Genomic DNA, 21737 nt, shown 5'->3' on the forward strand with positions numbered 1-21737 from the left:
TAAAGCCTTAAATTTAACTACTTGTTTAGAAGTAGAGATATTCTAGATAAATTAATCGTTCAAAAAAAAGGAAACATGGGTGAGGTTAAGGCACAAAGAAAAGTATCGTTAACAGGAAGTTTAGCATTTAATGATATTAAAGTAGAAGCTCCGGTTACTGTTGCAGCAGGGGCGTTGGGTGTAAAAGAAGCATTGCGCCATGGTTTCAAAGAAATGGGTGTAATTCGTGCCATGGGTACCTTACTGAAGATGAATCAGGTAGACGGATTTGAATGTCCGAGTTGTGCTTGGCCTGACCCAGAAAAATCCTCGAAATTTGCAGAATACTGTGAGAATGGCGCAAAGGCCTTAGCTGATGAAGCAACAACTAGTAAGATAGACGCTTCCTTTTTTGCGAAAAACTCTATAGAAGATTTATCACAACTTACGGACTACGAATTAAATAAATTTGGGCGACTTACAGAGCCTTTACTATTGGAGCCTGGAAGTTTACATTATCAACCCATTTCTTGGGAGAAAGCATATCAGTTGGTAGCAGAAGAGCTTGCAGCTATGGAAGATCCTAATGAAGCTATTTTTTATACCTCAGGTCGTTCCAGTAATGAAGCGGCTTTTTTATACGGTATGTTCGCTAGGGCTTTAGGAACTAATAATATGCCAGACTGTTCTAATATGTGTCATGAGTCTAGTGGTGTCGCTTTAGGAGAAACCTTAGGCATTGGTAAGGGGTCTATTAAATTAGAGGATTTATATGAAGCAGAGGTGGTAATTGTTGCGGGACAAAACCCAGGAACAAACCATCCTAGAATGCTTTCTGCTTTAGAAAAATGTAAAGCAAATGGCGGAAAGATTATCAGTATAAACCCCTTAGAAGAATCAGGTCTTGTTAATTTTAAAAATCCACAACATGTAGAGGGGTGGATTGGCAAGCCTATAGATATTGCAGATTTACATTTGCCAGTGCGCATCAATCAAGATATACCTTTAATGAAAGCGATAATTAAAAAATTAGCCGCTTTAGATCAGCTTGATACTACGGTCTTTGATCATGATTTTATCAACCAGTATACAGATGGGTATGAGACGTTACTTGCAGATATTGAAAATTTTGATCTTGAAGATTTAATACAGCAAACTGGAGTTAATGAAAAGCTTATAGATGTAGCAGTATCGTTTCTTGCTAAGAAATCTAAAATTGTAGTTTGTTGGGCAATGGGACTTACCCAACATAAAAATGGGGTAGAAACCATAAGAGAATTTATAAACTTATTATTATTGAAAGGGGCAATTGGGAAGCCAAATGCCGGTACTTGTCCGGTTCGTGGGCACTCTAACGTGCAAGGCGATAGGAGTGTAGGGATTATGCATTTTGTAGATGAAGGACTTAATCAGCGTATTCAAGAACATTTAGGTTTTACGGCTCCTGATCAACCAGGTTATGATGTGGTTAAAGCGATGAAAGCCATGCATGATGGTAAGGCCAAAGTATTCATGTGTCTAGGAGGTAATTTTTTAATGGCCGCTTCAGATACGGTCTATACTGCAAAAGCTATTGAGGCTTGTAGTCTAACAGTACAGGTGAGTACTAAGTTGAATAGAAGTCATTTAGTGACAGGTAAAACAGCTTTAATTTTACCAACATACGGGCGTTCAGAAAAGGATGTGAAAGACGGGAAAGAACGTTTTATTACGGTTGAAAATAGTATGGGACGTGTGCGCCAATCTAAAGGTGTGCTAAAACCAACTTCAGGGAATTTACAAAGTGAGCCAGATATAATAGCGGGTATTGCAGATGCCTATTTTAAAGGCAATCATGCTGTTGATTGGTTGGCCTTAGGGACCGATTATGATTTGATGCGTGAAACTATAGATAAAGTAGTGAAAGGTTTTAAAAACACTAATGAGCAATCTAAGGGTGTGGGGTACTATTTACCTAATAATGTGCGCAATTTAGACTTTAGTATGCTTCCTAACGGGAAAGCACAGATTACCCTAAATAAATTACCAGAACATCATTTAAACTCAGATGAATTTATGTTGATGACCATCCGTTCTCATGATCAATTTAATACAACAATTTATGGATTAGATGATCGCTACAGGGGAGTATATAATGAACGCCGAGTGGTCTTTATGAATGCAGAAGACATGAAAGAAAAAGGCTTAACAAAACTTGATGTGGTGAACCTACGGAGTAATTACGATCATACACCAAGGGTGGCTTTTAATTTTAAAGTTTTGCCGTATGCTATTCCTAAAGGAGATATTGCGGCTTATTATCCAGAAACAAATGTATTGGTACCTTACAATCATTTTGCAGATAGGAGTTATACCCCTATTAGTAAATCTGTAGTGGTTACGGTAGAAAAAGTTAAGTAAATAAAAAAGGGAGCCATTTGGCTCCCTTTTTTTATCTTTTATTTTTTTAAATACTTATTCAAAAGAAGTGAATTTAAATTTTTGTCCGCCTACAGAAGCATCGGCCATTAGTCCTGCTTTTGGTAATGCAAAAACAGCCACACCGTCTTTGTACTTTGCGTTAAATGCAATTCCTGATCGTACTGCTACAGCAGAAGCTTCTGCCGCAAAAGAGAATTTCCCTTCTTTAAAGTCGTTCATAGCTGCGGTATTTTCAAAAAAGATAACTTCTATAATTGCTTGTCCGCCTGCTTGAAAACCGATATTTAATTTTTTAAGATCTGCCATTCCTATTAAGTTACCACTTTCATAAACGGCACCATTTCCAGAGGCAGCTCCAATAATAAATCCGCCTTTTCCAACATTAGGGAAAATAACATATCCGGCAGATTCTTTAAAGAACGTATCTAAGCCTTCATCGGCTTTTATTAAAAGTTCTTTTGCTTCTTGAGCGTCATCAATAATTCTCTGATCTTTAACGGTTTGTGCTTGTCCTGCAAAAACAAAAAGAAGAGAAAAAAGTATACTATATTTTAGTGTTTTCATTTTCTGTATATTTAGTTCATCTATATACGTGCAAAGTTAGCGCACTTGTTTTTTCAAGTGTACTAAGTTTATGTTAAAGCTATCGCACGTTTATTGAAAAGCTGGAAACCCAGTGATATCTGCACCTGTAATTAATAAGTGAATATCATGCGTGCCTTCATAGGTAATTACACTTTCTAAATTCATCATATGGCGCATAATGCTGTATTCGCCTGTAATACCCATAGCACCTAAAACTTGTCTGGCTTCTCTAGCAATGTTTATAGCCATTTCTACATTGTTGCGTTTTGCCATAGAAATCTGAGCGGTAGTTGCTTTGCCTTCATTTTTAAGTTGGCCTAAGCGGAGTGCCATTAATTGTGCTTTCGTGATTTCGGTAATCATTTCTGCCAATTTTTTTTGTTGTAGTTGTGTTGCCGCAATAGGCTTACCAAACTGTATACGCTCTTTGGCATACCGTAAGGCAGTATCATAACAGTCCATTGCGGCACCAATAGCACCCCAAGCTATTCCGTATCGAGCAGAATCTAAGCATCCAAGCGGAGCACCTAATCCTGTTTTTCCCAAAAGGATGTTCTCTTTGGGTACTTTTACATTATCAAAAATAAGCTCCCCAGTAGCACTTGCTCGTAAAGACCATTTGTTGTGTGTTGTTGGGGTGGTAAAACCTTCCATACCACGTTCTACAATAAGTCCGTGAATACGGCCTTCTTCATTTTTTGCCCATACGACAGCAATATCTGCAAATGGCGAATTTGAAATCCAAAGTTTAGCACCATTCAATAGATAATGGTCACCCATATCTTTGTACTTGGTTTCCATGCCGCTTGGATTAGAACCATGATTGGGTTCTGTTAGCCCAAAGCAACCCATAAATTCTCCAGACGCTAATTTTGGTAAATATTTTTTACGCTGTGCTTCATTCCCATAGGTAAAAATAGGATACATGACTAAAGAAGATTGTACGGAAGCTGTAGAGCGCACGCCACTATCGCCGCGTTCTATCTCTTGCATAATAAGGCCGTAACTAATTTGGTCTAAACCAGCGCCACCATATTCTTGCGGAATATAAGGGCCAAAAGCGCCAATTTCTGCCAGGCCACCAATAATCTCTTTAGGAAACTCTGCTTTCTGAGCATATTCTTCTATAATAGGAGAAACAGAACGTTTTACCCATTGTCGTGCAGCGTCACGAACTAATTTATGTTCTTCTGATAAAAGATCATCAATGTTATAGTAATCAGGAGCTTCAAATAAATCTGGTCGCATAGCTATGGGTTTTTACCAAAGATAAATAAAGATTTATAACATGACAACGCTCAAAAGTTACATTTTTAAATAAAAGTCTTTGGTAAGTTCTATGTATTCTTTGGTGTATACATTTCGTTCTAATTCTATAATAAGCTCCTTAGGTGTGTACTCACTTTCTGTAAGTGAAAACTCAAGTAGACTTCTCTTAATTTCGGTATTCTCTGTTCCTCTAACCTGTGTAATTCTGTTTGGGTATAAATTGTTTTCTAAGGCTAAAGCGATAAAATTTTCTTCTTCTTTATACGGTATGATAGTAGCAAATACACCTGTAGGAGAAAGTAGCTTGGAAACTCCGGCAACTAATTCGTCAAAAGGGAGTGATGAGTTTTGACGGGCTTGATCACGAGCATCATTACCACTAGAAACTTCTTCACTGTAGAAAGGCGGATTAGAAACAATCAAATCATACAGCTCAGCTTCCTCAGGTTCCTCTTCCGTATATTCATCAACAAACTCATCAAAACCAGCATGAAAGCAAAATAAACGATCTCTCCAATCTGAAGCTTCAAAATTATCGGTACATTGTTCAAAAGCGTCTCCGTCAAGTTCTATAGCTTCAATAGTATCTGCAATAGAACGTTGTGCTAGCATTAAGGCAATAACGCCTGTTCCTGTTCCAATATCTAAGATAGTATGCATGGAGTTGTTTACGCTTGCCCAAGCACCTAAAAGCACTCCGTCTGTGCCTATTTTCATAGCGCATTTATCTTGGTTAACGGTAAACTGTTTGAAGCGAAAAGGTTTCATAAAAGAAATTTAATTTCAAAATTAAGGCTTATTTGTTGGGCATAAAAAAATCCCTTAACAATTACGCTAAGGGACCTAAAATTAAATTATACTAATTTTATGGCATCTTGACTACTATTGAAGGAGGCTATAAATAAATTCTGGATTACCTCTTTCGCCCGCTTCATTGGTTAGGGCTAAAAATTTTATTTTATAGTAATTGTCATCCGTATCTCTAAGCACATAAAATACATCTTCTTTTAAAGAAGGTAATGTGCTTGGTCCGCCACCGTTTCTCCAAGTGCTACCTATACCACGTTGGTCAATTAAAAAATTAGCGGGGTTTATGTCGGTCAGTGTAAAATTGTCATAGGTAAAAGTAGCTTCTGCTGTATCTACCATATATACACTAACAGCTGCTTTTGTATTGTTCACCACATAATCTGCATAACCATACGAGCCAAAACCTTCTATAATGTCGGTAAATACAGTAAAGTTTAAATCCCACTTTGTCGCTTCTGGTTCAACCGGAACCATGGTTTCTGTGGTAAAACTAAAGTAAGAGAAATTATAAGCAGAATTTTTGGTAATGGTCACTTCTTGGTGGGTGGTATCCTCTAAGTTGGCATATTGTAAAATATAATCAGCACCTTCTTTTAAGATCCGTATTTTTTTCCAACCTCTTTTACCTTCACCATCACCTTCAGTAATTTTTACATTACCAGTGGTGGCCGGTGTAGTAGCAATAGCTTCACCTAAATTAAGTAAGTATACAGGATTGTTCTCATCTGCATCTTCTATTGTGGCTATTGCGGTACCTGTAATTGCTCCATTTGGATGGTCTATATAGGCCGCATTTGTTGCTTGAAAAGTGCCAATGGCAACTTGTGGCTGCAAATTTATCACCTCTTCGGTAGTGCTATTTACGGCATCAATATCCGTAGTAGTTAGAGCAGCGACGGCCATGTATATAGCGCCGTTAATCGTAACTTGAAATTCTGAGCCGCTATAAAAACCTAAATCCCAAGAGTCTCTTTTTACAACGGTACTAGTTTCGGTACTTAAGTCTATATAGACTTGGTTAGGTTCGTTAGACCCTCCAACTTCGGGAGAAATAGCGGCTCCTTCAATGACTATTTCAATAGGAGCTGCGGGAGTATCGTCATCAGAACAACTAGAAAATAATAGGACGGCTAGTGCGGCAAAAAAAGTAAATGCATTGTGTTTCATACGAGTAATTTTTAAAAGTTTAGATTGTATAATAGTTTGAGATAAAAAGACCTACCGTAACCAAGTAAAAGTCCATTGTTAGTCGTAGAATGTACGCCTCCAGAAGTGGTATTACTGATGGCTACACTGGTTACATCTAGTATATTTCTAGCGCCTATAGTTGCTTGGATTTTTTTGTCCAAAAAAGATTTTCTAATGGAAGCATCCATCCAGCTATAGGCATTGGTTTTAGATTTTGAGAAAACAGAATTGCCTTCTTCATCTACATCAGAAGCGGTGTAGTCATATTGTGCACCATTATGTTTAAATAAGAGACTAAATGCAGTGTCCCATTTTTTGGAGCTATAGGTGCCACTTGTATTTATTTGAAAGGAGTATAAGAAATCATTAGAAGCATTTGCTTCGTTTTCAGCTATTCTAGAGATGCCTTGTATGGTGGCTCCAAAATTAAAATTCCATTGTTCTTTTTTAATACGGTTTTCGGTGGTTACCCCCCAAAGTTTATAGGCATTAATATTGATGTACTCATACTGCAAAGGGGTGCTGTTAATAACGGCAAGATCTATTTTGTCATTAATATCTATATAGCTTGTTTTTAGCGTGTTTGTCACTACCCCATTAGGGATTGCAGTTGTTTTTTTTAGGTTGATAAATGCGGTATATCCTTTTTCAGGATTTAAATTTTCATTCCCCCGTACATCATGGTTAGAATCTACAAAATAATAATAGAGTTCTTGAAAATTTGGTGTGCGGTATGAAGTGCCTATATTTCCTCGTAACTCAAGCCTATTTTTTAATTGCTGCCTAAGACTTAGAGATGCCAAAAGTTGGCTGTTAAACTTTGAATTGTACTCGTACCTAAATCCAGGTCTAGCAGATAAATCATTTGTTATTTTCCATTCAGAAGAAGTAAACAACGCTACGTTGCTTTGCGTGTATTCTTTGTCTTCTTGGGTGACTGCGCCAGACGCTTGTGTGTCAAATCCTTTATTATATCTTGCTTCATACCCTAATTGAAAATTGTAATGATCATTCTTAACCAGATTATTTATAGTTCCTTTTGAGAACAATACTTTGCTAGATTGATAGGTTTCATCGGTTTCATCGGTTTTTTGTTGTGTGACGATGTAATAGTTAAACTGATTTAGGTCTCTTTTCTGCTCTTGATAGGAAAGAGAAGCGTCATACCTTGCTCCAGAATTAAAAGTACCATTGACACTTAAATTATTTACGTACCTATTGGTTTTAAAGATTTTATCTGTTGAAGAAGGGTTGCTTGTTTGGTTTTCTACATCAATATTGGACCGTACTGTTTCATCGTAATAGCTTAAAGTTTCATTGAAGTATTCGAACTTATAAAATAGCGTGAAATTATCCCGTTTGTAAGTAAGAAACGCATTGGTGTTGTATTGTATTTTAGGCAGCCATTCATAACCTCTTAAACCATCATTTTGATAATAACTTTGCCCTTGTTTGTTGTCAAAGAAACCAGCAAAGTCATTTCTGTTAAAGCCAATGCGCGCATATAGCTTATCACTTAGGTTATGAGATATATTCAGGCCCTGAATGTGTCTTCCTTTATCAAACCAAGCATATTCATTGCTCACCGTTTCTTCTTGTGTTAGAAATTGAATCTTCCAAGGTTCCTCAGAATATTTTTTGGTAATAATATTGATAACTCCAGAAACAGCATTGGCTCCATATTCTACGCCCATGGCACCTTCTACAATTTCTATTCGTTCAATATCATCAAGGTTTATCTGGGTTAGATCTATGTTATTCCCCATTCCACTATCACTTACTAATGGAATGTTATCAATTAGAATATTAAAGTATTGGCCATCTAGGCCGAAGAAAGAAATGGTAGATTTTCCGGTCTGCGAACTTGGTAAAATTGTAAGGTTCAAATTAAAATTTAGAACGTCTGCAAGGTTATTTGCTGCTTGATTTTCTATTTGTGTTTTAGTAATAACGATTACATTATTTATAGACTTATTTATCGTCGTGGGATTATATTGCCCCGTAATAACAACCTCTTTTAAGGTTTGTATTTGTGCAGTATCATTCACTATAGTTTGAGAAAAAAGAAATCCGGTCAATACTAGGGTAAAAAAAAGGCAGCAATAATTTTTATTTAGACTCATTCTTGATTAGATTTGTGGCAAATATAGAATCTTATTTTAATTGAGTCTAAATAAGATTAATGTTTTTTAAAAGAAATCAATTTAAATTTTAATGAAATGAAAAAATCTATCTCTCTTGTCCTATTAAGCTTTGTCTTTGTTGGGGTGCTACAGGCTCAACAAAAAAAGAAGCAAGACCAGAAGGCTATCAAAAGCATGTGTGGATGTTTTGAAGTGGCGTTTAATTTTGCAGAAACTTTTGAATATTCAAATGATTCTACTTATACGCCTTCCAAAACAAAACATGATAAAGGTTTAGAATGGGTACAGTTAGTAACGGATACGGATGATAAGATTATGTTACAACATTTGCTTATTGTTGGTCCGTCAGAACAACCTTATATCGTAAAACATTGGAGACAAGATTGGGAGTATCAGAATACTAATTTGTACGAGTTTGACCATGATAATAAATGGAAATTTGTTAGTTTGCCCAAAAAAGAAGTAGAAGGGCAATGGTCACAGAAAGTGTTTCAGGTAGATGACAGTCCGCGTTACGAGGGCACAGCTACTTGGGTACATGTAGATGGTAAAAGTTATTGGGAGAACACAACAGATGCGCCATTACCAAGAAGAGAATATACAACGCGTAGTGACTATAATGTAACGACCAGAACAAACAGACAGGAAATTGTTGCTAATGGTTGGATTCATGACCAGGATAATAACAAAGTAATTCGCGAAGATGGTAGGGAAGATGTTTTACTTGCGCAAGAAAAAGGACACAATACGTATGTAAAGGTGGCAGATAGCAAATGTAAAGCGGCACAGGAGTACTGGGCGAGTCATGAAGCTAAATGGCAAATTGTACGTATAAAATGGGATGAGGTTTTTGCCAGGAATAAAGATTTGTTATTAGAAGAAAAAGTGGACAATAAGGTGTTATTTAAATATTTGTTTGATGACGAAAACTACAACACGGCAGAACAAATAAATCCAGTTATAGAATCATTTGTAAAATAAAATAAAGATGAAAAAACAATTACTACTAGGTCTAGTGCTTTTATTTGGACTTCAATTAAGTGCGCAAGAAAATATTTTTTTGGAGCGGGATTATTGGAATAGTAAACCTACTATCGAAAGTATCGAATTAAAGATTAAAGAGGGGAATGATATTACCGCAAAAACAGCTAATAATTTTGATGCTGTTGTGTATGCTATTTTGCAAGAAAATGATAATGCTGTTATCAAATACGTGCAATCAAAGGAAGGCAATGATGTAAATAAATTAACGCATGATGGTAGAACTTATATGTTCTGGGCTGCTTATATAGGGAATACAGAAATTATGGACTATCTAATCTCGAAAGGGGCAGAAACAACCATTACCGATGATAAAGGGAGTACCATATTAAATTTTGCGGCTTCTTCAGGACAACAGAATACTAAAGTGTATGATATTTGCTTAGCTAATGGAGCCGATTTGGCCAAAGACCTAACGCCTAATGGGGCAAATGCGTTGTTGTTATCATCCCAAAACGATCCAGAATTTAAACTACTAGATTATTTTTCTTCAAAAGGCTTAGCAATCACTAGTGTTGACTATGATGGGAATGATGCTTTTAATTATGTAGCTAAAACAGGTAATATAGAACATTTAAAAAAATTACATCAGAAAGGTATCAAAGGAACAGATAATGCTTTTATTTTTGCGACCCAAGCGGGGCGCAGAGCAAAAGCGAAACCATTGAGCTTTTACAAATTTTTAGAATCGTTAGATTTAAACCCTAATGTTATAGACTCGGAAGGGAAAACGCCTTTACATAATCTTGCATCTTACGAACAGAACAAAGAGGTGCTAGATTATTTTATGGCTAAAGGTGTGGCTGTTAACTTAGAGGATGTTAATGGAAATACTGCCTTTTTAAATGCTGCAGGGAGAAATAAATTGGAGATTATTTCTTATTTGTTGCCTATGGTAAATGATGTCAATCACGCGAATAAAAAAGGAGAGTCTGCATTGGCATTGGCAGTTGCGTACAATTCACCAGAGGTTGTGTCTTACTTGCTTAAAAATAAAGCAGCTATATCTAGTGCTGATAATGACGGAAATACCTTAGCTTATTATCTTTTAAAAGCTCATAAGAAGCCAGATTTTGAAGAAAAATTAAACGTGTTAAAAGCGGCAGGTTTTGATCTTGCTAAAACACAAAAAAACGGAAATACCTTATTTCATATAGCATTGGAATATAATGATGTTGCTTTGCTAAAACGCGTAAATGAGTACGGTGTTGATGTTAATGCCAAAAATAAAGAAGGTATAGCTCCTTTGCATTTAGCTGCTATGAAAGCTAAAGATGATCAAATTTTAAAATACTTATTGAGTATAGGAGCAAAGAAAGCTGCAGTAACAGATTTTGAGGAATCTGTTTATGATTTAGCAGCTGAGAACGAGTTGTTACAAGAAAATAATATATCAATTGAATTTTTAAAATAGTATGAAAAACGTATTTAAAATAGCGGGAATAGCATTGGTTGGATTTGTAGTCTTATCCGTATATTCTTTTAGTGCTGCAGCCTCTGCAACAAAGTATAAATGTATGATGCAGATGGTAAATTACACAGGTGAAGGTGCCTATGTGGTAGTGTCGTTAATCAACCCGAAAGGAGATTATGAAAAGACGCTTTACGTGCAAGGAGATGATAGTGAATGGTATCATGATCTAACAGAATGGTGGAAGTTTTATGGGAAAAAGCGCTCTGGAATTGATGCCATAACTGGAGCAACTATTGCTGGGGGAGAACGTATTGTGAGTGTTATTGAAATTGATGATTCAAAAATAAATAGCGGTTACAGTATTCGTTTTGAAACGGCCGTAGAAGATCAAGAGTATTACACAAAAGATGTGCAATTTGAGCTTACAACGGCATCTGTAAAGAGTAAAGTAGAAGGCACGGGTTTTTTACGTTATGTACGTTTATTGCCTAATTAAATAAAGTATATGACAATTTCTATCTGGAGATATAGCCACCTTACCCTGGCTATATCTTCTTTTGTTTTTATCTTATTGGCATCGGTTACCGGAATTATATTGGCTTTTGAGCCTATTTTGGAACAAACTCAGCCGTATAAAATGGCAGACCTTGAAGAAGTTTCTCTCGGGGAAACCGTTACGGTATTTAAGGATGCATACCCTGAAGTTATAGAATTAGAAGTAGATGCGAATGAGTTTGTATTAGCTAGCGTTATTACAGAGGAAGGCGAATCTTTGTCGGGTTATTTTAACCCAAAAACAGCGGTTTTCCTTGGGGAAAAACCCGAGCCTTCAAAGTTTTTTCAGTTTGTAACCAATTTGCATCGTTCCCTTTTTTTAAAAAGCACAGGGCGTTTTTTGGTGGGTTTTTGTTCTTTTATTTTATTTTTAATTTCTATTTCAGGAGCTGTTTTGGTGTTGCAAAGGCAACGTGGATTTAAAAAATTCTTTGCTAAAATTGTAAATGAAAACTTTTCTCAATATTGGCATGTAGTGCTGGGGAGATGGTCTTTAATTCCAATTATCATTATTACAGTTACGGGAGTGTATTTGTCCTTAGAAAAATTTAATGTTTTTCCAGAAGATAAAACGTCACATAATGTAGACTATGAGTCTATCGCCGCTATGCCAATCTTAGCAGAAAATGATTTCCCTGCATTCCAAGGTGTTAAGCTTTCTGAGCTTAGTTCCGTAGAATTTCCTTTTTCAGACGATGTAGAAGATTATTATACGGTGAAATTAGAAGACAGAGCGTTCTTAGTGAATCAGTTTACTGGAGAAATTTTAAGTGAGGTTCAGAGTCCACTTACCGCTATATTGTCCAATCTTAGTATTCAATTACATACCGGTAAAGGCAGTATTGTTTGGTCTTTAATTTTAGCGGTGGCAACGATAAATATTTTGTTTTTTATCTATTCAGGGTTTGTCATGACGTTTAAAAGAAGACAAGCACGCATTAAAAATAAATTTACAAGAAATTCTAGCACCTATGTAATCTTAGTAGGTTCAGAAAATGGAAGTACCTTGGTTTTTGCCAATGCGTTAAAAGAACAACTGATTGCCTCTGGACATAGCGTGTTTTTATCGGAACTGAATAAGTATGCTACCTATAAAAATGTGGAGCACGTCATAGTCATGACCTCTACATATGGAGAAGGAGAAGCTCCTGTAAATGCTAATAATTTTTTGAAACTATTAAGTACTACATCACAACAAAAGAATTACAGTTTTTCTGTACTTGGTTTTGGGTCTTTAGCATATCCTGAGTTCTGCAAATTTGCATTTGATGTGGATGCGAGCTTACAGCAGCAGGGCAATCATCAGTTGTTACCCGTGTTTACTATTAATGACAAATCTTTCAGCAGTTTTGAGCAGTGGGTAAGTCTGTGGTCTAAAGCTGCGGGAGTAACTATTGCGGTGCCTTCCAGTAGTCTAGACGTAAAACCTAAACAATTAAAAGAATTTAAGGTCGTTTCTATTACGGCCGCAAAGGATAATCCTGATGATACTTTTAAACTTGCTTTAAAGCCGCGTAAGCGGCTCCAGTTTACATCGGGAGATTTATTAGCTATTTATCCTAAAGGTGATTATCAAGAGCGTTTGTATTCTATTGGAAAGCTTCAGGATACGATTCATCTAAGCGTAAAGCTTCATGAGCATGGTTTAGGTTCTGGGTTTTTAAATGCTTTGAGGAAAGATGATAGTTTTTCTGCTCGAATTATAGAAAACAAAAATTTTCATTTCCCTAAGAAATCTGATCGTGTTGTGATGATTGGTAATGGTACGGGAATATTGCCATTTTTAGGAATGTTAGATCAGAACACAAAAAATATTCCAACGTATTTGTATTGTGGCTTGCGCAACCAGCAATCTTTTGCTTTGTACGAGTACGAATTGAATGCTAGTTTGTCTAATGGGCATTTAACGAAACTTAACTTGGCGCTCTCTCAAGAACAAGGAAAGGTATATGTTCAAGATCTTTTAATGCGTGATGCTGATTTTATATTTGAAACCTTATCCTTGGGAGGAATCTTTATGGTGTGTGGTTCATTAAAGATGTATCAAGGGGTTTTGGAGGTGCTTAAAGCGATTTGTAAAATGAATAAGGTTGATTTTGAGTCCTTTAAACATTTAGTGCGATCAGATTGTTACTAATTTATTTTTAAAATTAATTGCCCATTCATTTTTTATTTAGAATGATTCTATATAAATTAGTTATTTAGAATGTTTATAAATAAAATGATGCCCCATGAACGATATTAACACTATTTATTATAATGATTTTGGAATAGCATTCCAATGGAAAAGAAATCTAGGTAAAGATTTTAAAAAAGTGCAGTTAGTTTTTAAGGATACAGGAATGTATCTAACTCCTGGTGAGCTGATGCATTTTTCATCTAAAGTAGATGATACCTTAGATAATTTATGTTTATGCTATGATTGTCAAAATAAGGAAACTTGCAAGTCTTATTTGCTGCAAACTCCATTAGGGCAATTAAGCTTTGCGCTGACCTATGCTGAACTTGAAAAAATTAAAGATTTAATAACGGGAACAATTTTTCAATTGCGTTTAGATACCATGCTTAAAAACCAGTCTATAGATTTCGACTAATTCTGTTTATGCTATGTATAATTGCTAAGCCATTCTTTGATGTAAGAATGGTTTTTTTTGAGATGGAGACTATTCTAAATACAAATCTACCAGCCCCAATGGTGTGGTAACATGAATAGTTTTATTTTCCCGATCTACTTTAGTGATAATTTCGTCATTGATAGGAATCAATAGTTGTTTACCATCTTTTAAAGCTTCAAACAATGCTTGAGAAGTACTGTCATTCACACTTTCAATAACACCTATATCTCCATGAACACTATCTAGTAATGTAAAACCAATAACCTCGTGGAAATAGAACTTATCTCCTGTTAGTTTTGGTAATAACGTTAATGGAAGGTAGATTTCAGAGCCCATGATACGGTCTGCATCAGACTCATCGGCTATTTCTTCAAAACGAACACGTAGAAGTGTCGATTTGTGCAGCCTAGATTTTTTAATAAAAAAAGGAATCAGGTTATTTCCTAAAGAAATAAACACTGATTCCAAATTTTCGTATTCTTCGGGTTCGTCGGTATCTAATTTAATTAGAACCTCACCCTTAAAGCTATATTTAGAAACGATTTTACCTAAGTAGAAGCAATCTGACTTTAGCATACCGTTCCTAATTTATTACTCTTTTGTTTCTGTATCAGCAGCAGGAGCTTCTTCAGCAACTGGAGCAGCTTCTTCTGTTGCAGCTTCAGCATCAGCAACTACCTCTTCTGGTAATGCAGCAGCAGCAGCTTCAGCAGCACGCTTTTCATTCACTAATTTTTCAGCTTCTAAAGCTTTTGCTCTAGCTTCTGCCTTAGCTTTGTCTAAACCATCTTGCTTAGATCCTACTATTTTACCTTTTTCTTCTAACCAAGCGTTGAATTTTTCTTCAGCTTGCTCTTCAGTTAAAGCACCTTTACGAACACCACCTAATAAATGATGCTTCATTAAAATACCTTTGTAAGATAATAAACGCTTTGCAGTTTCAGTAGGTTGTGCACCATTCTGTAACCAAGTTACTGCGTTATCAACGTTGATATCAATTGTTGCAGGGTTTGTGTTAGGATTGTAGATTCCTAATTTTTCTAAGAATTTACCATCTCTTTTAGCTCTTGCATCTGCTGCAACTACCCAATAGAATGGTTTTCCTTTTTTACCGTGTCTTTGTAATCTAATTTTTACTGGCATATCACATTAATTTGTAGGGTGCCCGACCCTTGATTATTAATTCAAAATTTTGTTTTCATTTCCATAATGATGAAAATCCAAAACATGCTTATCGCTAAGCGGGTGCAAATATACCTTTTTTTGGTAAATTAACAACACTTTTTTTTGATTGCAGTATCTGTTATTATACGTTAATAACTCTTTGGAACTATCTTTCAAGGAAACACCTCTTTTTTGTATTTTTACAGACTGCTTTTTTAGAAAGAAAAACTCCTATTTATGTACCTGATTTTTGATACAGAAACTACAGGACTTCCTAAACGTTGGGATGCTCCTTTTACCGATACCGATAACTGGCCTAGATGTATCCAGATTGCATGGCAATTGCATGACGATATGGGTAATCTTATTGAGCATCAAGATTACTTGGTACAACCAGAGGGGTTTAACATTCCTTACGATGCAGAGCAAATTCATGGTATTTCTACTGCTTTGGCAGAACAGAAAGGGATCCCCTTAGCGGAAGTTTTGGAGAAATTCAATGAGGCCATGGCAAAGACAAAATTTATTGTTGGCCAGAATGTGGGGTTTGATTTGAATATTATGGGAGCGGAGTTTCATAGAATGGGGGTAGAAAACCCGTTACAAGAACTTCCGGTGTTAGATACGTGTACAGAACATACTGCAACACTTTGTCAGATTCCTGGTGGGCGTGGAGGTAAGTTTAAACTTCCTACCTTAACAGAGTTGCATCAATTCTTATTTGGTGCGCCGTTTGGAGAAGCGCACAATGCTACCGCCGATGTGGAGGCAACTACACGTTGTTTTTTAGAGCTTGTACGTAAGCAGCAATATACGATTGAACAGTTAGATGTTCAGCCAGATTATTTTAAGAATTTCTCTGAGGCAAATCCGCAAGAAATTCAATTAATTGGTTTAAAACATATCAATCTAAAAAAGGCCTCTAAAAAAATAGCAGATGCCCTTTGGGATAAAGATACAGGTGGAGTTTCTCAAGAAGAGATTAAAGAAAATTTAGCCACCTTAGAGAATGCTAGTTTTGCGCATCTTCATAATCACACCCAGTTTTCTATATTACAGTCTACCATCAGTATCCCTGCCTTAATTTCTGCTGCCGCTAAAGCAAAAATGCCGGCAGTAGCCATGACAGATCACGCCAATATGATGGGAGCATTTCATTTTGTGAGTGGTGTTCTAAATCATAATAAGGGAGTTGTTTCTCGCAATGAAGAAAACTTAAAGCGTTTTGAAGCAACAAAAAACGGAACCTTAGCAGAAGGAGAAGAGCCTTTGGAAGAATTGCCAGAACCGGAAGTAGAAATTACCCCCATTATTGGTTGTGAATTTCAGGTTTGTGAGGATCATACCAATAAGTCTCAGAAAGATAATGGCTATCAAATTGTAATGCTGGCCAAAACAAAAAAAGGATATTTAAACTTGGCAAAAATGTCTTCTATCGCCTTTGTAAGCGGTAAATACTATGTGCCGAGAATTGATAGAAAAGTTGTTGAACAATACAAGGAAGATATTATTGTTTTAACAGGAAATTTATATGGGGAAGTGCCTAGTAAGGTACTAAATGTTGGAGAGAATCAAGCAGAGGAGGCTTTGCTTTGGTGGAAAGAAACCTTTGGAGATGATTTGTATATTGAAATCATGCGTCACGGTCAAGAAGATGAAGATCGTGTAAATCAAGTTCTGATTCAATTTGCGAAAAAGCATGATGTAAAATTGGTTGCCACCAATAATACGTATTATGTAGAGAAAGAAAATGCACATGCCCATGATATTCTCTTGTGTGTTAAAGACGGGGAGAAACAAGCTACGCCAATAGGTCGTGGTCGTGGGTATCGCTACGGTTTGCCTAATCAAGAATACTATTTTAAGTCTTCTGATGATATGAAGGAGCTTTTTAAGGATATTCCTGAAGCTATTATTAATATTCAAGAAGTGGTAGATAAGGTAGAGACATTTACCTTAGCTAGAGATGTATTGTTACCGGCGTTTGATATTCCTGAAGAATTTCAATTTCCAGAAGATAAATTGGATGGTGGTAAACGTGGTGAAAATAAATTTTTACGCCATATCACCTATGAAGGTGCTAAGAAAAGATACGGTGAAATTACTCCTGAGATTGATGAGCGACTAGATTTTGAACTTCAAGTAATTGAGAAAACAGGATATCCTGGGTATTTCTTAATTGTAGAAGATTTTATTCGCGCTGCTAGAGCTATGGATGTATCTGTAGGGCCGGGTCGTGGATCTGCAGCAGGTTCTGCAGTGGCGTATTGTTTGTGGATTACCAATTTGGATCCTATTAAGTACGATTTGCTTTTTGAGCGTTTCCTGAATCCGGATCGTGTAAGTATGCCCGATATTGATATTGACTTTGATGATGAGGGTCGTGGCCGTGTAATGGATTATGTGATTGATAAATATGGGGCCAACCAAGTGGCTCAGATTATTACGTATGGTACCATGGCGGCAAAATCATCTATTCGAGATACGGCCCGTGCCTTAGACTTACCTTTGGGTGACGCGGATCGTATGGCGAAGTTGATTCCTAACATGTCTAAGCTAAAAAAGATTATAGGGATCGATGAAAAAGTACTAAAAGCTAAATTCAACAGCGAAGAGCTTTTAAAAATTAATGAGCTTTTATCCATTTCTGAGGGTGATGGCTTAGAATCAGAAACCTTGAACCAAGCATACATTTTAGAAGGGTCTGTGAGAAACACGGGAATACATGCTTGTGGCGTAATTATTACGCCAGATGATATTACCAAGTTCGTTCCGGTAGCATTGGCGAAAGATTCTGAGATGTATTGTACCCAGTTTGATAACTCGGTGGTAGAAGATGCGGGCTTACTAAAAATGGATTTCTTGGGGTTAAAGACATTAACCCTGATTAAAGATACCGTAAAAATTGTAAAAGCAAAACACGGCGTAGAATTAGATCCAGAGAATTTCCCTCTAGATGATCTTAAAACATATGAACTTTTCCAGCGTGGAGAGACCGTAGGGGTGTTTCAATATGAATCTCCCGGAATGCAGAAACATATGAGGGCCTTGAAGCCTACAGTTTTTGCGGATTTAATTGCCATGAATGCCTTGTATCGTCCGGGGCCAATGGAATATATTCCAAGCTTTATTGCGCGGAAACACGGAACGGAAGAAATTATTTATGACCTTGATGCTAATGAAGAATATTTAGCAGAAACCTACGGAATTACCGTATACCAAGAGCAAGTGATGTTGCTATCGCAGAAACTGGCAGACTTTACCAAAGGTGAGGCCGATGTTTTGCGTAAGGCTATGGGTAAAAAGCAGAAGCATGTACTCGATAAAATGAAGCCTAAGTTTATTGAGCAGGCTTCAGCAAAAGGGCATGCGGTAGATAAATTAGAGAAGATTTGGAAAGATTGGGAGGCCTTCGCAGCTTATGCTTTTAACAAGTCTCACTCTACTTGTTACGCTTGGATTGCATACCAAACAGCCTATTGTAAAGCGCATTATCCTGCGGAATATATGGCTGCAGTACTTTCCAATAATATGAATGATATAAAGCAGGTTACCTTCTTTATGGAGGAATGTAAGCGTATGGGCTTAGATGTATTAGGGCCAGATGTAAATGAATCATACTACAAATTTGCGGTAAATGACGCGGGTGCAGTTCGTTTTGGAATGGGAGCTGTCAAAGGTGTAGGTCGTGGTGCTGTAGAAACCATTGTAGAAAATAGGAAAGAGAAAGGTCCTTTTAAATCTGTTTTCGATTTATCAAAACGCATTGATTTAAGAGCAGCAAATAAAAAAGCATTTGAAAATTTAGCCGTTGCTGGTGGTTTTGATTCTTTTGGTGACACCCATAGAGCACAATACTTCGCGGATGAAGGAGACGGAATTACTTTTTTGGAGAAAGCCGTGAAATACGGTTCTAAATTTCAAGAAAATGAGAATTCTAGCCAAGTAAGTTTGTTTGGTGATGCCAGCGAAGTGCAAATTGAAGAGCCGGTTGTTCCGCCATGTGAAGAATGGGGAACGATGGAAAAATTACGTCGTGAGAAAGAAGTGGTGGGAATTTATATTTCAGGACACCCGTTAGATGATTTTAAGGCTGAAGTCAAATCGTTCTGCAATGCAAGTCTTTCTAATTTAAATGATCTAGAAAGTATTGTAAATAGAGAAGTTTCTTTTGCTGGGGTTATAGCAGATGTTCAGCATAGGGTTTCTAAGAATGGAAAAGGTTGGGCCATGTTTACTATGGAAGATTATACGGATACCTTTGAGTTTAGAATTTTTGGAGAAGAGTATCTAAAGTTTCGCCACTTCCTGATGATCAACTCTTTTGCGTATGTTAAATTATTTGTGCGTGAAGGTTGGGTAAACAGAGATACGGGTAAAAAAGGAGATCCGCGAATGCAATTCAATAGTTTTATGTTACTGCAAGAAGTAATGGAGACCTATGCGAAAAAACTTACCATCAATTTAAAGATTGATGAATTAAAAGAAGAGAAAATTTACGAGCTCAAAGAAACTATTGATGCACACCGAGGAGAGCATTCTTTAAACTTTGTAATTTACGAGATGGAAGAAGAGATTAAGGTAGATTTGGTGAGCAGGAAGCAAAAAGTACAGATTTCTAGTGAATTGTTGCATCTTTTAGAAAAACAAGATATCTTGTTTAAATTAAATTGATAAAGTTTCTCGATAGGGCAATAGCTAAAACGAATGTAACGTTAGTAAGGAAAAAGAATAATATTTGACTAAATTTGTATAACAATAAATACGAAAAAAATGGCATTAGAGATAACAGACGCAACTTTTGACGAAGTAGTCTTAAAAAGTGATAAACCAGTAGTAGTTGATTTTTGGGCAGCATGGTGTGGACCATGTAGAATGGTAGGTCCAATTATTGATGAAGTAAGTACTGAATATGATGGTAAAGCTGTTGTAGGTAAGGTAGATGTAGATGCAAATCAAGAATTTGCAGCTAAGTACGGTGTACGTAACATTCCTACAGTATTAGTTTTTAAAGGAGGTGAAATTGTAAGTAGACAAGTAGGAGTTTCTCCTAAGAAAGTGTACACAGATGCAATTGATGCTGCATTATAGTAAAAAAAGATATTTTATATTTTAAAGAGGGTTTCACAAATGTGAAACCCTCTTTTTTTTGGGGAAGTAATATTCAAAAGTTGGGCTTTAGTAGGTATAACTTCTAAAAAAAATGTTAAATAAAGTTTTTGTAGTAGGGTATTTACGTTTTGGCTTGTTTATTGCTTAAACCAAATAAATTAAAAAGATGAAAAGAGTATTAATAGCTGTGGTTTCAATGTTTCTTTTATTTTCATGTGATAAAACAGATGAAACCACTACAGATGGCGAAATGTTTAAACTTGATATTTCGTTTGATGAGAAACAAGGAAGTGTAGAAGTTACACCAAAAAAAGAAGCTTACCTCTCAGGAGAAACCGTTACAATTACTGTAGTGGAAAAAGAAGGCTATGCTTTTTTAAATTGGGAAGGACTTTCAGATGATCAAGATAGTACAAAAACAGAAATCATAGTAACGATAAACGCTGATATAGCTATTAAAGCTCTTTTTGAGGCAGCGATAGAAGAAATGGCTTATAAATTGGCTGTTAATTTTAATGATAGTGAAGGAGTTGTAACTATTTCGCCAATGAAAGATGGGTATAATAGTGGTGAAGATGTTCTACTAACTGCTAGTCCAAAAAGCGGATATACTTTTTCTAAATGGACGGGTTCAATGTCTGGCGATAATTCAGAATTGACTGTGGTTATGGATAAAGACCATGAGGTCACGGCGGTTTTTAAAGCAGATGTAACAACAGATGCTTCGTCTATTTTGTTAAAAGTAGATGCGTTGTACAATATAAGTTCAAAGAAATGGGATTTTTCAGTTGAATTAAAGGATAAATCTAGTGACACTAATATTACCGATGTATCAATTAAAATTAATGATACGCCTTTGGTGTATAATGATTTTTTTAACGAATATGATGTGTTGAGTTTAGAAGAAATTGATGCTGCTAAAGGAGTTGATGTTGTTCTTAGCTCTGCAGATTTGGGGACTTTAAATTATACGGTGCCTATTTCTAGTTTTTCAGGAACAGAAACAATAAATGCTGAAAATTCAGCTGATAATACAAGTGTTACAATCGACTGGCAAGAAGTTGTAAGTGTAGATGCATATAGAGTGTTTAAAAAGTTGATTAAATCTGGTAATAGTGCAGTTGGGTCTACATCTGTTTTTAGTCCTTTTGTTTTAACGAATACGATAACAGTAACTTATGTTGATATATTTAGTGGCAACACAGGAGTTAGTGTGGGAGGTGTTGTTGTACCGTTTGATACGGCTCAGTTATGGGTTGCTCCAGTTAATCGTAAAGATGAATTAGAAAATTTAGATGTAAATAGTTATATAGAAATAGTAGGAAAGCCTAGTAATGGAATAGAAGTTAAGCAATAAGGTTTATAACTAGTTCTTATTTTTAAAATCTAAACAAAAATCCCATAAAAATGGGATTTTTTTAATTTACACCTATCTTTAGT

Annotated in this window: 16 protein-coding genes; 9 read left to right on the top strand and 7 right to left on the bottom strand. The window is 36.1% G+C overall.

The features are described 5' to 3' along the window. The first annotated feature begins 75 nt into the window (after positions 1–75). On the top strand, positions 76–2379 hold the full coding sequence (locus M666_RS06950; RefSeq protein ID WP_029447228.1) for an FdhF/YdeP family oxidoreductase: 2304 nt from the start codon (positions 76–78) through the stop codon (positions 2377–2379). A gap of 54 nt (positions 2380–2433) precedes the next feature. Here M666_RS06950 and M666_RS06955 read toward each other — a convergent pair whose 3' ends face one another. From M666_RS06955 to M666_RS06975, 5 genes are all read right to left on the bottom strand, one after another. Beyond that, positions 2434–2964, bottom strand: coding sequence for a lipid-binding SYLF domain-containing protein (locus tag M666_RS06955; protein WP_029447227.1), 531 nt, complete (start codon positions 2962–2964; stop codon positions 2434–2436). A 90-nt stretch (positions 2965–3054) separates the two neighbouring features. Then, positions 3055–4233: an acyl-CoA dehydrogenase family protein gene (locus M666_RS06960; protein WP_029447226.1), complete on the bottom strand. Its 1179-nt coding sequence runs from the start codon at positions 4231–4233 to the stop codon at positions 3055–3057. A 57-nt stretch (positions 4234–4290) separates the two neighbouring features. Beyond that, on the bottom strand, positions 4291–5022 hold the full coding sequence (locus M666_RS06965) for a tRNA1(Val) (adenine(37)-N6)-methyltransferase (RefSeq protein ID WP_029447225.1): 732 nt from the start codon (positions 5020–5022) through the stop codon (positions 4291–4293). A gap of 114 nt (positions 5023–5136) precedes the next feature. Then, a complete protein-coding gene (locus tag M666_RS06970; protein ID WP_029447224.1) occupies positions 5137–6231 on the bottom strand; it encodes an HmuY family protein in 1095 nt (364 codons plus the stop codon). An 11-nt stretch (positions 6232–6242) separates the two neighbouring features. After that, the gene (locus M666_RS06975) at positions 6243–8375 is read right to left on the bottom strand and encodes a TonB-dependent receptor plug domain-containing protein (RefSeq protein WP_029447223.1); all 2133 of its coding nucleotides are present in this window, start codon (positions 8373–8375) and stop codon (positions 6243–6245) included. Positions 8376–8471: 96 nt separating this feature from the next. Between M666_RS06975 and M666_RS06980 the strand changes: the two genes are divergently transcribed. From M666_RS06980 to M666_RS07000, 5 genes are all read left to right on the top strand, one after another. Beyond that, positions 8472–9377, top strand: a complete 906-nt coding sequence (locus M666_RS06980; protein WP_029447222.1) for a DUF6607 family protein — start codon at positions 8472–8474, stop codon at positions 9375–9377. 7 nt (positions 9378–9384) lie between these two features. Next, on the top strand, positions 9385–10851 hold the full coding sequence (locus tag M666_RS06985) for an ankyrin repeat domain-containing protein (protein WP_029447221.1): 1467 nt from the start codon (positions 9385–9387) through the stop codon (positions 10849–10851). Between the two features lies 1 nt (position 10852). Then, positions 10853–11347, top strand: a complete 495-nt coding sequence (locus M666_RS06990; RefSeq protein ID WP_029447220.1) for a DUF2271 domain-containing protein — start codon at positions 10853–10855, stop codon at positions 11345–11347. Positions 11348–11356: 9 nt separating this feature from the next. Next, positions 11357–13543, top strand: a complete 2187-nt coding sequence (locus tag M666_RS06995; protein ID WP_029447219.1) for a PepSY domain-containing protein — start codon at positions 11357–11359, stop codon at positions 13541–13543. A 94-nt stretch (positions 13544–13637) separates the two neighbouring features. Further along, entirely contained in the window at positions 13638–14000 is a 363-nt protein-coding gene (locus M666_RS07000) for a hypothetical protein (RefSeq protein ID WP_024481986.1), read from the top strand. Positions 14001–14069: 69 nt separating this feature from the next. On the opposite strand, the gene rimM is transcribed toward M666_RS07000, so the two are convergent. Next, entirely contained in the window at positions 14070–14597 is a 528-nt protein-coding gene (rimM, locus tag M666_RS07005) for a ribosome maturation factor RimM (protein ID WP_024481985.1), read from the bottom strand. Positions 14598–14612: 15 nt separating this feature from the next. Continuing rightward, a complete protein-coding gene (locus tag M666_RS07010) occupies positions 14613–15164 on the bottom strand; it encodes a 30S ribosomal protein S16 (RefSeq protein WP_024481984.1) in 552 nt (183 codons plus the stop codon). 258 nt (positions 15165–15422) lie between these two features. Here M666_RS07010 and dnaE point away from each other — a divergent pair, with 258 nt between their 5' ends. From dnaE to M666_RS07025, 3 genes are all read left to right on the top strand, one after another. Further along, a complete protein-coding gene (gene dnaE / locus M666_RS07015; protein ID WP_029447218.1) occupies positions 15423–19859 on the top strand; it encodes a DNA polymerase III subunit alpha in 4437 nt (1478 codons plus the stop codon). A gap of 99 nt (positions 19860–19958) precedes the next feature. Next, positions 19959–20276, top strand: a complete 318-nt coding sequence (gene trxA, locus M666_RS07020) for a thioredoxin (protein ID WP_024481982.1) — start codon at positions 19959–19961, stop codon at positions 20274–20276. 187 nt (positions 20277–20463) lie between these two features. Next, entirely contained in the window at positions 20464–21654 is a 1191-nt protein-coding gene (locus M666_RS07025; RefSeq protein ID WP_029447217.1) for an InlB B-repeat-containing protein, read from the top strand. The last annotated feature ends 83 nt before the right edge of the window (positions 21655–21737 follow it).

This window comes from Cellulophaga baltica 18, assembly GCF_000468615.2.
In the GTDB taxonomy this organism is placed as follows: Bacteria; Bacteroidota; Bacteroidia; order Flavobacteriales; family Flavobacteriaceae; genus Cellulophaga; species Cellulophaga baltica.

What these genes read in the sequence shown, in the direction of transcription:
- rimM (WP_024481985.1), bottom strand. Translation starts at nt 14,597, where the DNA reads ATGCTAAAGTCAGATTGCTTCTACTTAGGTAAAATCGTTTCTAAATAT.
- M666_RS07025 (WP_029447217.1), top strand. Translation starts at nt 20,464, where the DNA reads ATGAAAAGAGTATTAATAGCTGTGGTTTCAATGTTTCTTTTATTTTCA.
- M666_RS06960 (WP_029447226.1), bottom strand. Translation starts at nt 4,233, where the DNA reads ATGCGACCAGATTTATTTGAAGCTCCTGATTACTATAACATTGATGAT.
- M666_RS06995 (WP_029447219.1), top strand. Translation starts at nt 11,357, where the DNA reads ATGACAATTTCTATCTGGAGATATAGCCACCTTACCCTGGCTATATCT.
- M666_RS07000 (WP_024481986.1), top strand. Translation starts at nt 13,638, where the DNA reads ATGAACGATATTAACACTATTTATTATAATGATTTTGGAATAGCATTC.
- M666_RS06970 (WP_029447224.1), bottom strand. Translation starts at nt 6,231, where the DNA reads ATGAAACACAATGCATTTACTTTTTTTGCCGCACTAGCCGTCCTATTA.
- M666_RS06990 (WP_029447220.1), top strand. Translation starts at nt 10,853, where the DNA reads ATGAAAAACGTATTTAAAATAGCGGGAATAGCATTGGTTGGATTTGTA.
- M666_RS06985 (WP_029447221.1), top strand. Translation starts at nt 9,385, where the DNA reads ATGAAAAAACAATTACTACTAGGTCTAGTGCTTTTATTTGGACTTCAA.
- M666_RS07010 (WP_024481984.1), bottom strand. Translation starts at nt 15,164, where the DNA reads ATGCCAGTAAAAATTAGATTACAAAGACACGGTAAAAAAGGAAAACCA.
- M666_RS06975 (WP_029447223.1), bottom strand. Translation starts at nt 8,375, where the DNA reads ATGAGTCTAAATAAAAATTATTGCTGCCTTTTTTTTACCCTAGTATTG.
- M666_RS06980 (WP_029447222.1), top strand. Translation starts at nt 8,472, where the DNA reads ATGAAAAAATCTATCTCTCTTGTCCTATTAAGCTTTGTCTTTGTTGGG.
- M666_RS06950 (WP_029447228.1), top strand. Translation starts at nt 76, where the DNA reads ATGGGTGAGGTTAAGGCACAAAGAAAAGTATCGTTAACAGGAAGTTTA.
- trxA (WP_024481982.1), top strand. Translation starts at nt 19,959, where the DNA reads ATGGCATTAGAGATAACAGACGCAACTTTTGACGAAGTAGTCTTAAAA.
- M666_RS06955 (WP_029447227.1), bottom strand. Translation starts at nt 2,964, where the DNA reads ATGAAAACACTAAAATATAGTATACTTTTTTCTCTTCTTTTTGTTTTT.
- dnaE (WP_029447218.1), top strand. Translation starts at nt 15,423, where the DNA reads ATGTACCTGATTTTTGATACAGAAACTACAGGACTTCCTAAACGTTGG.
- M666_RS06965 (WP_029447225.1), bottom strand. Translation starts at nt 5,022, where the DNA reads ATGAAACCTTTTCGCTTCAAACAGTTTACCGTTAACCAAGATAAATGC.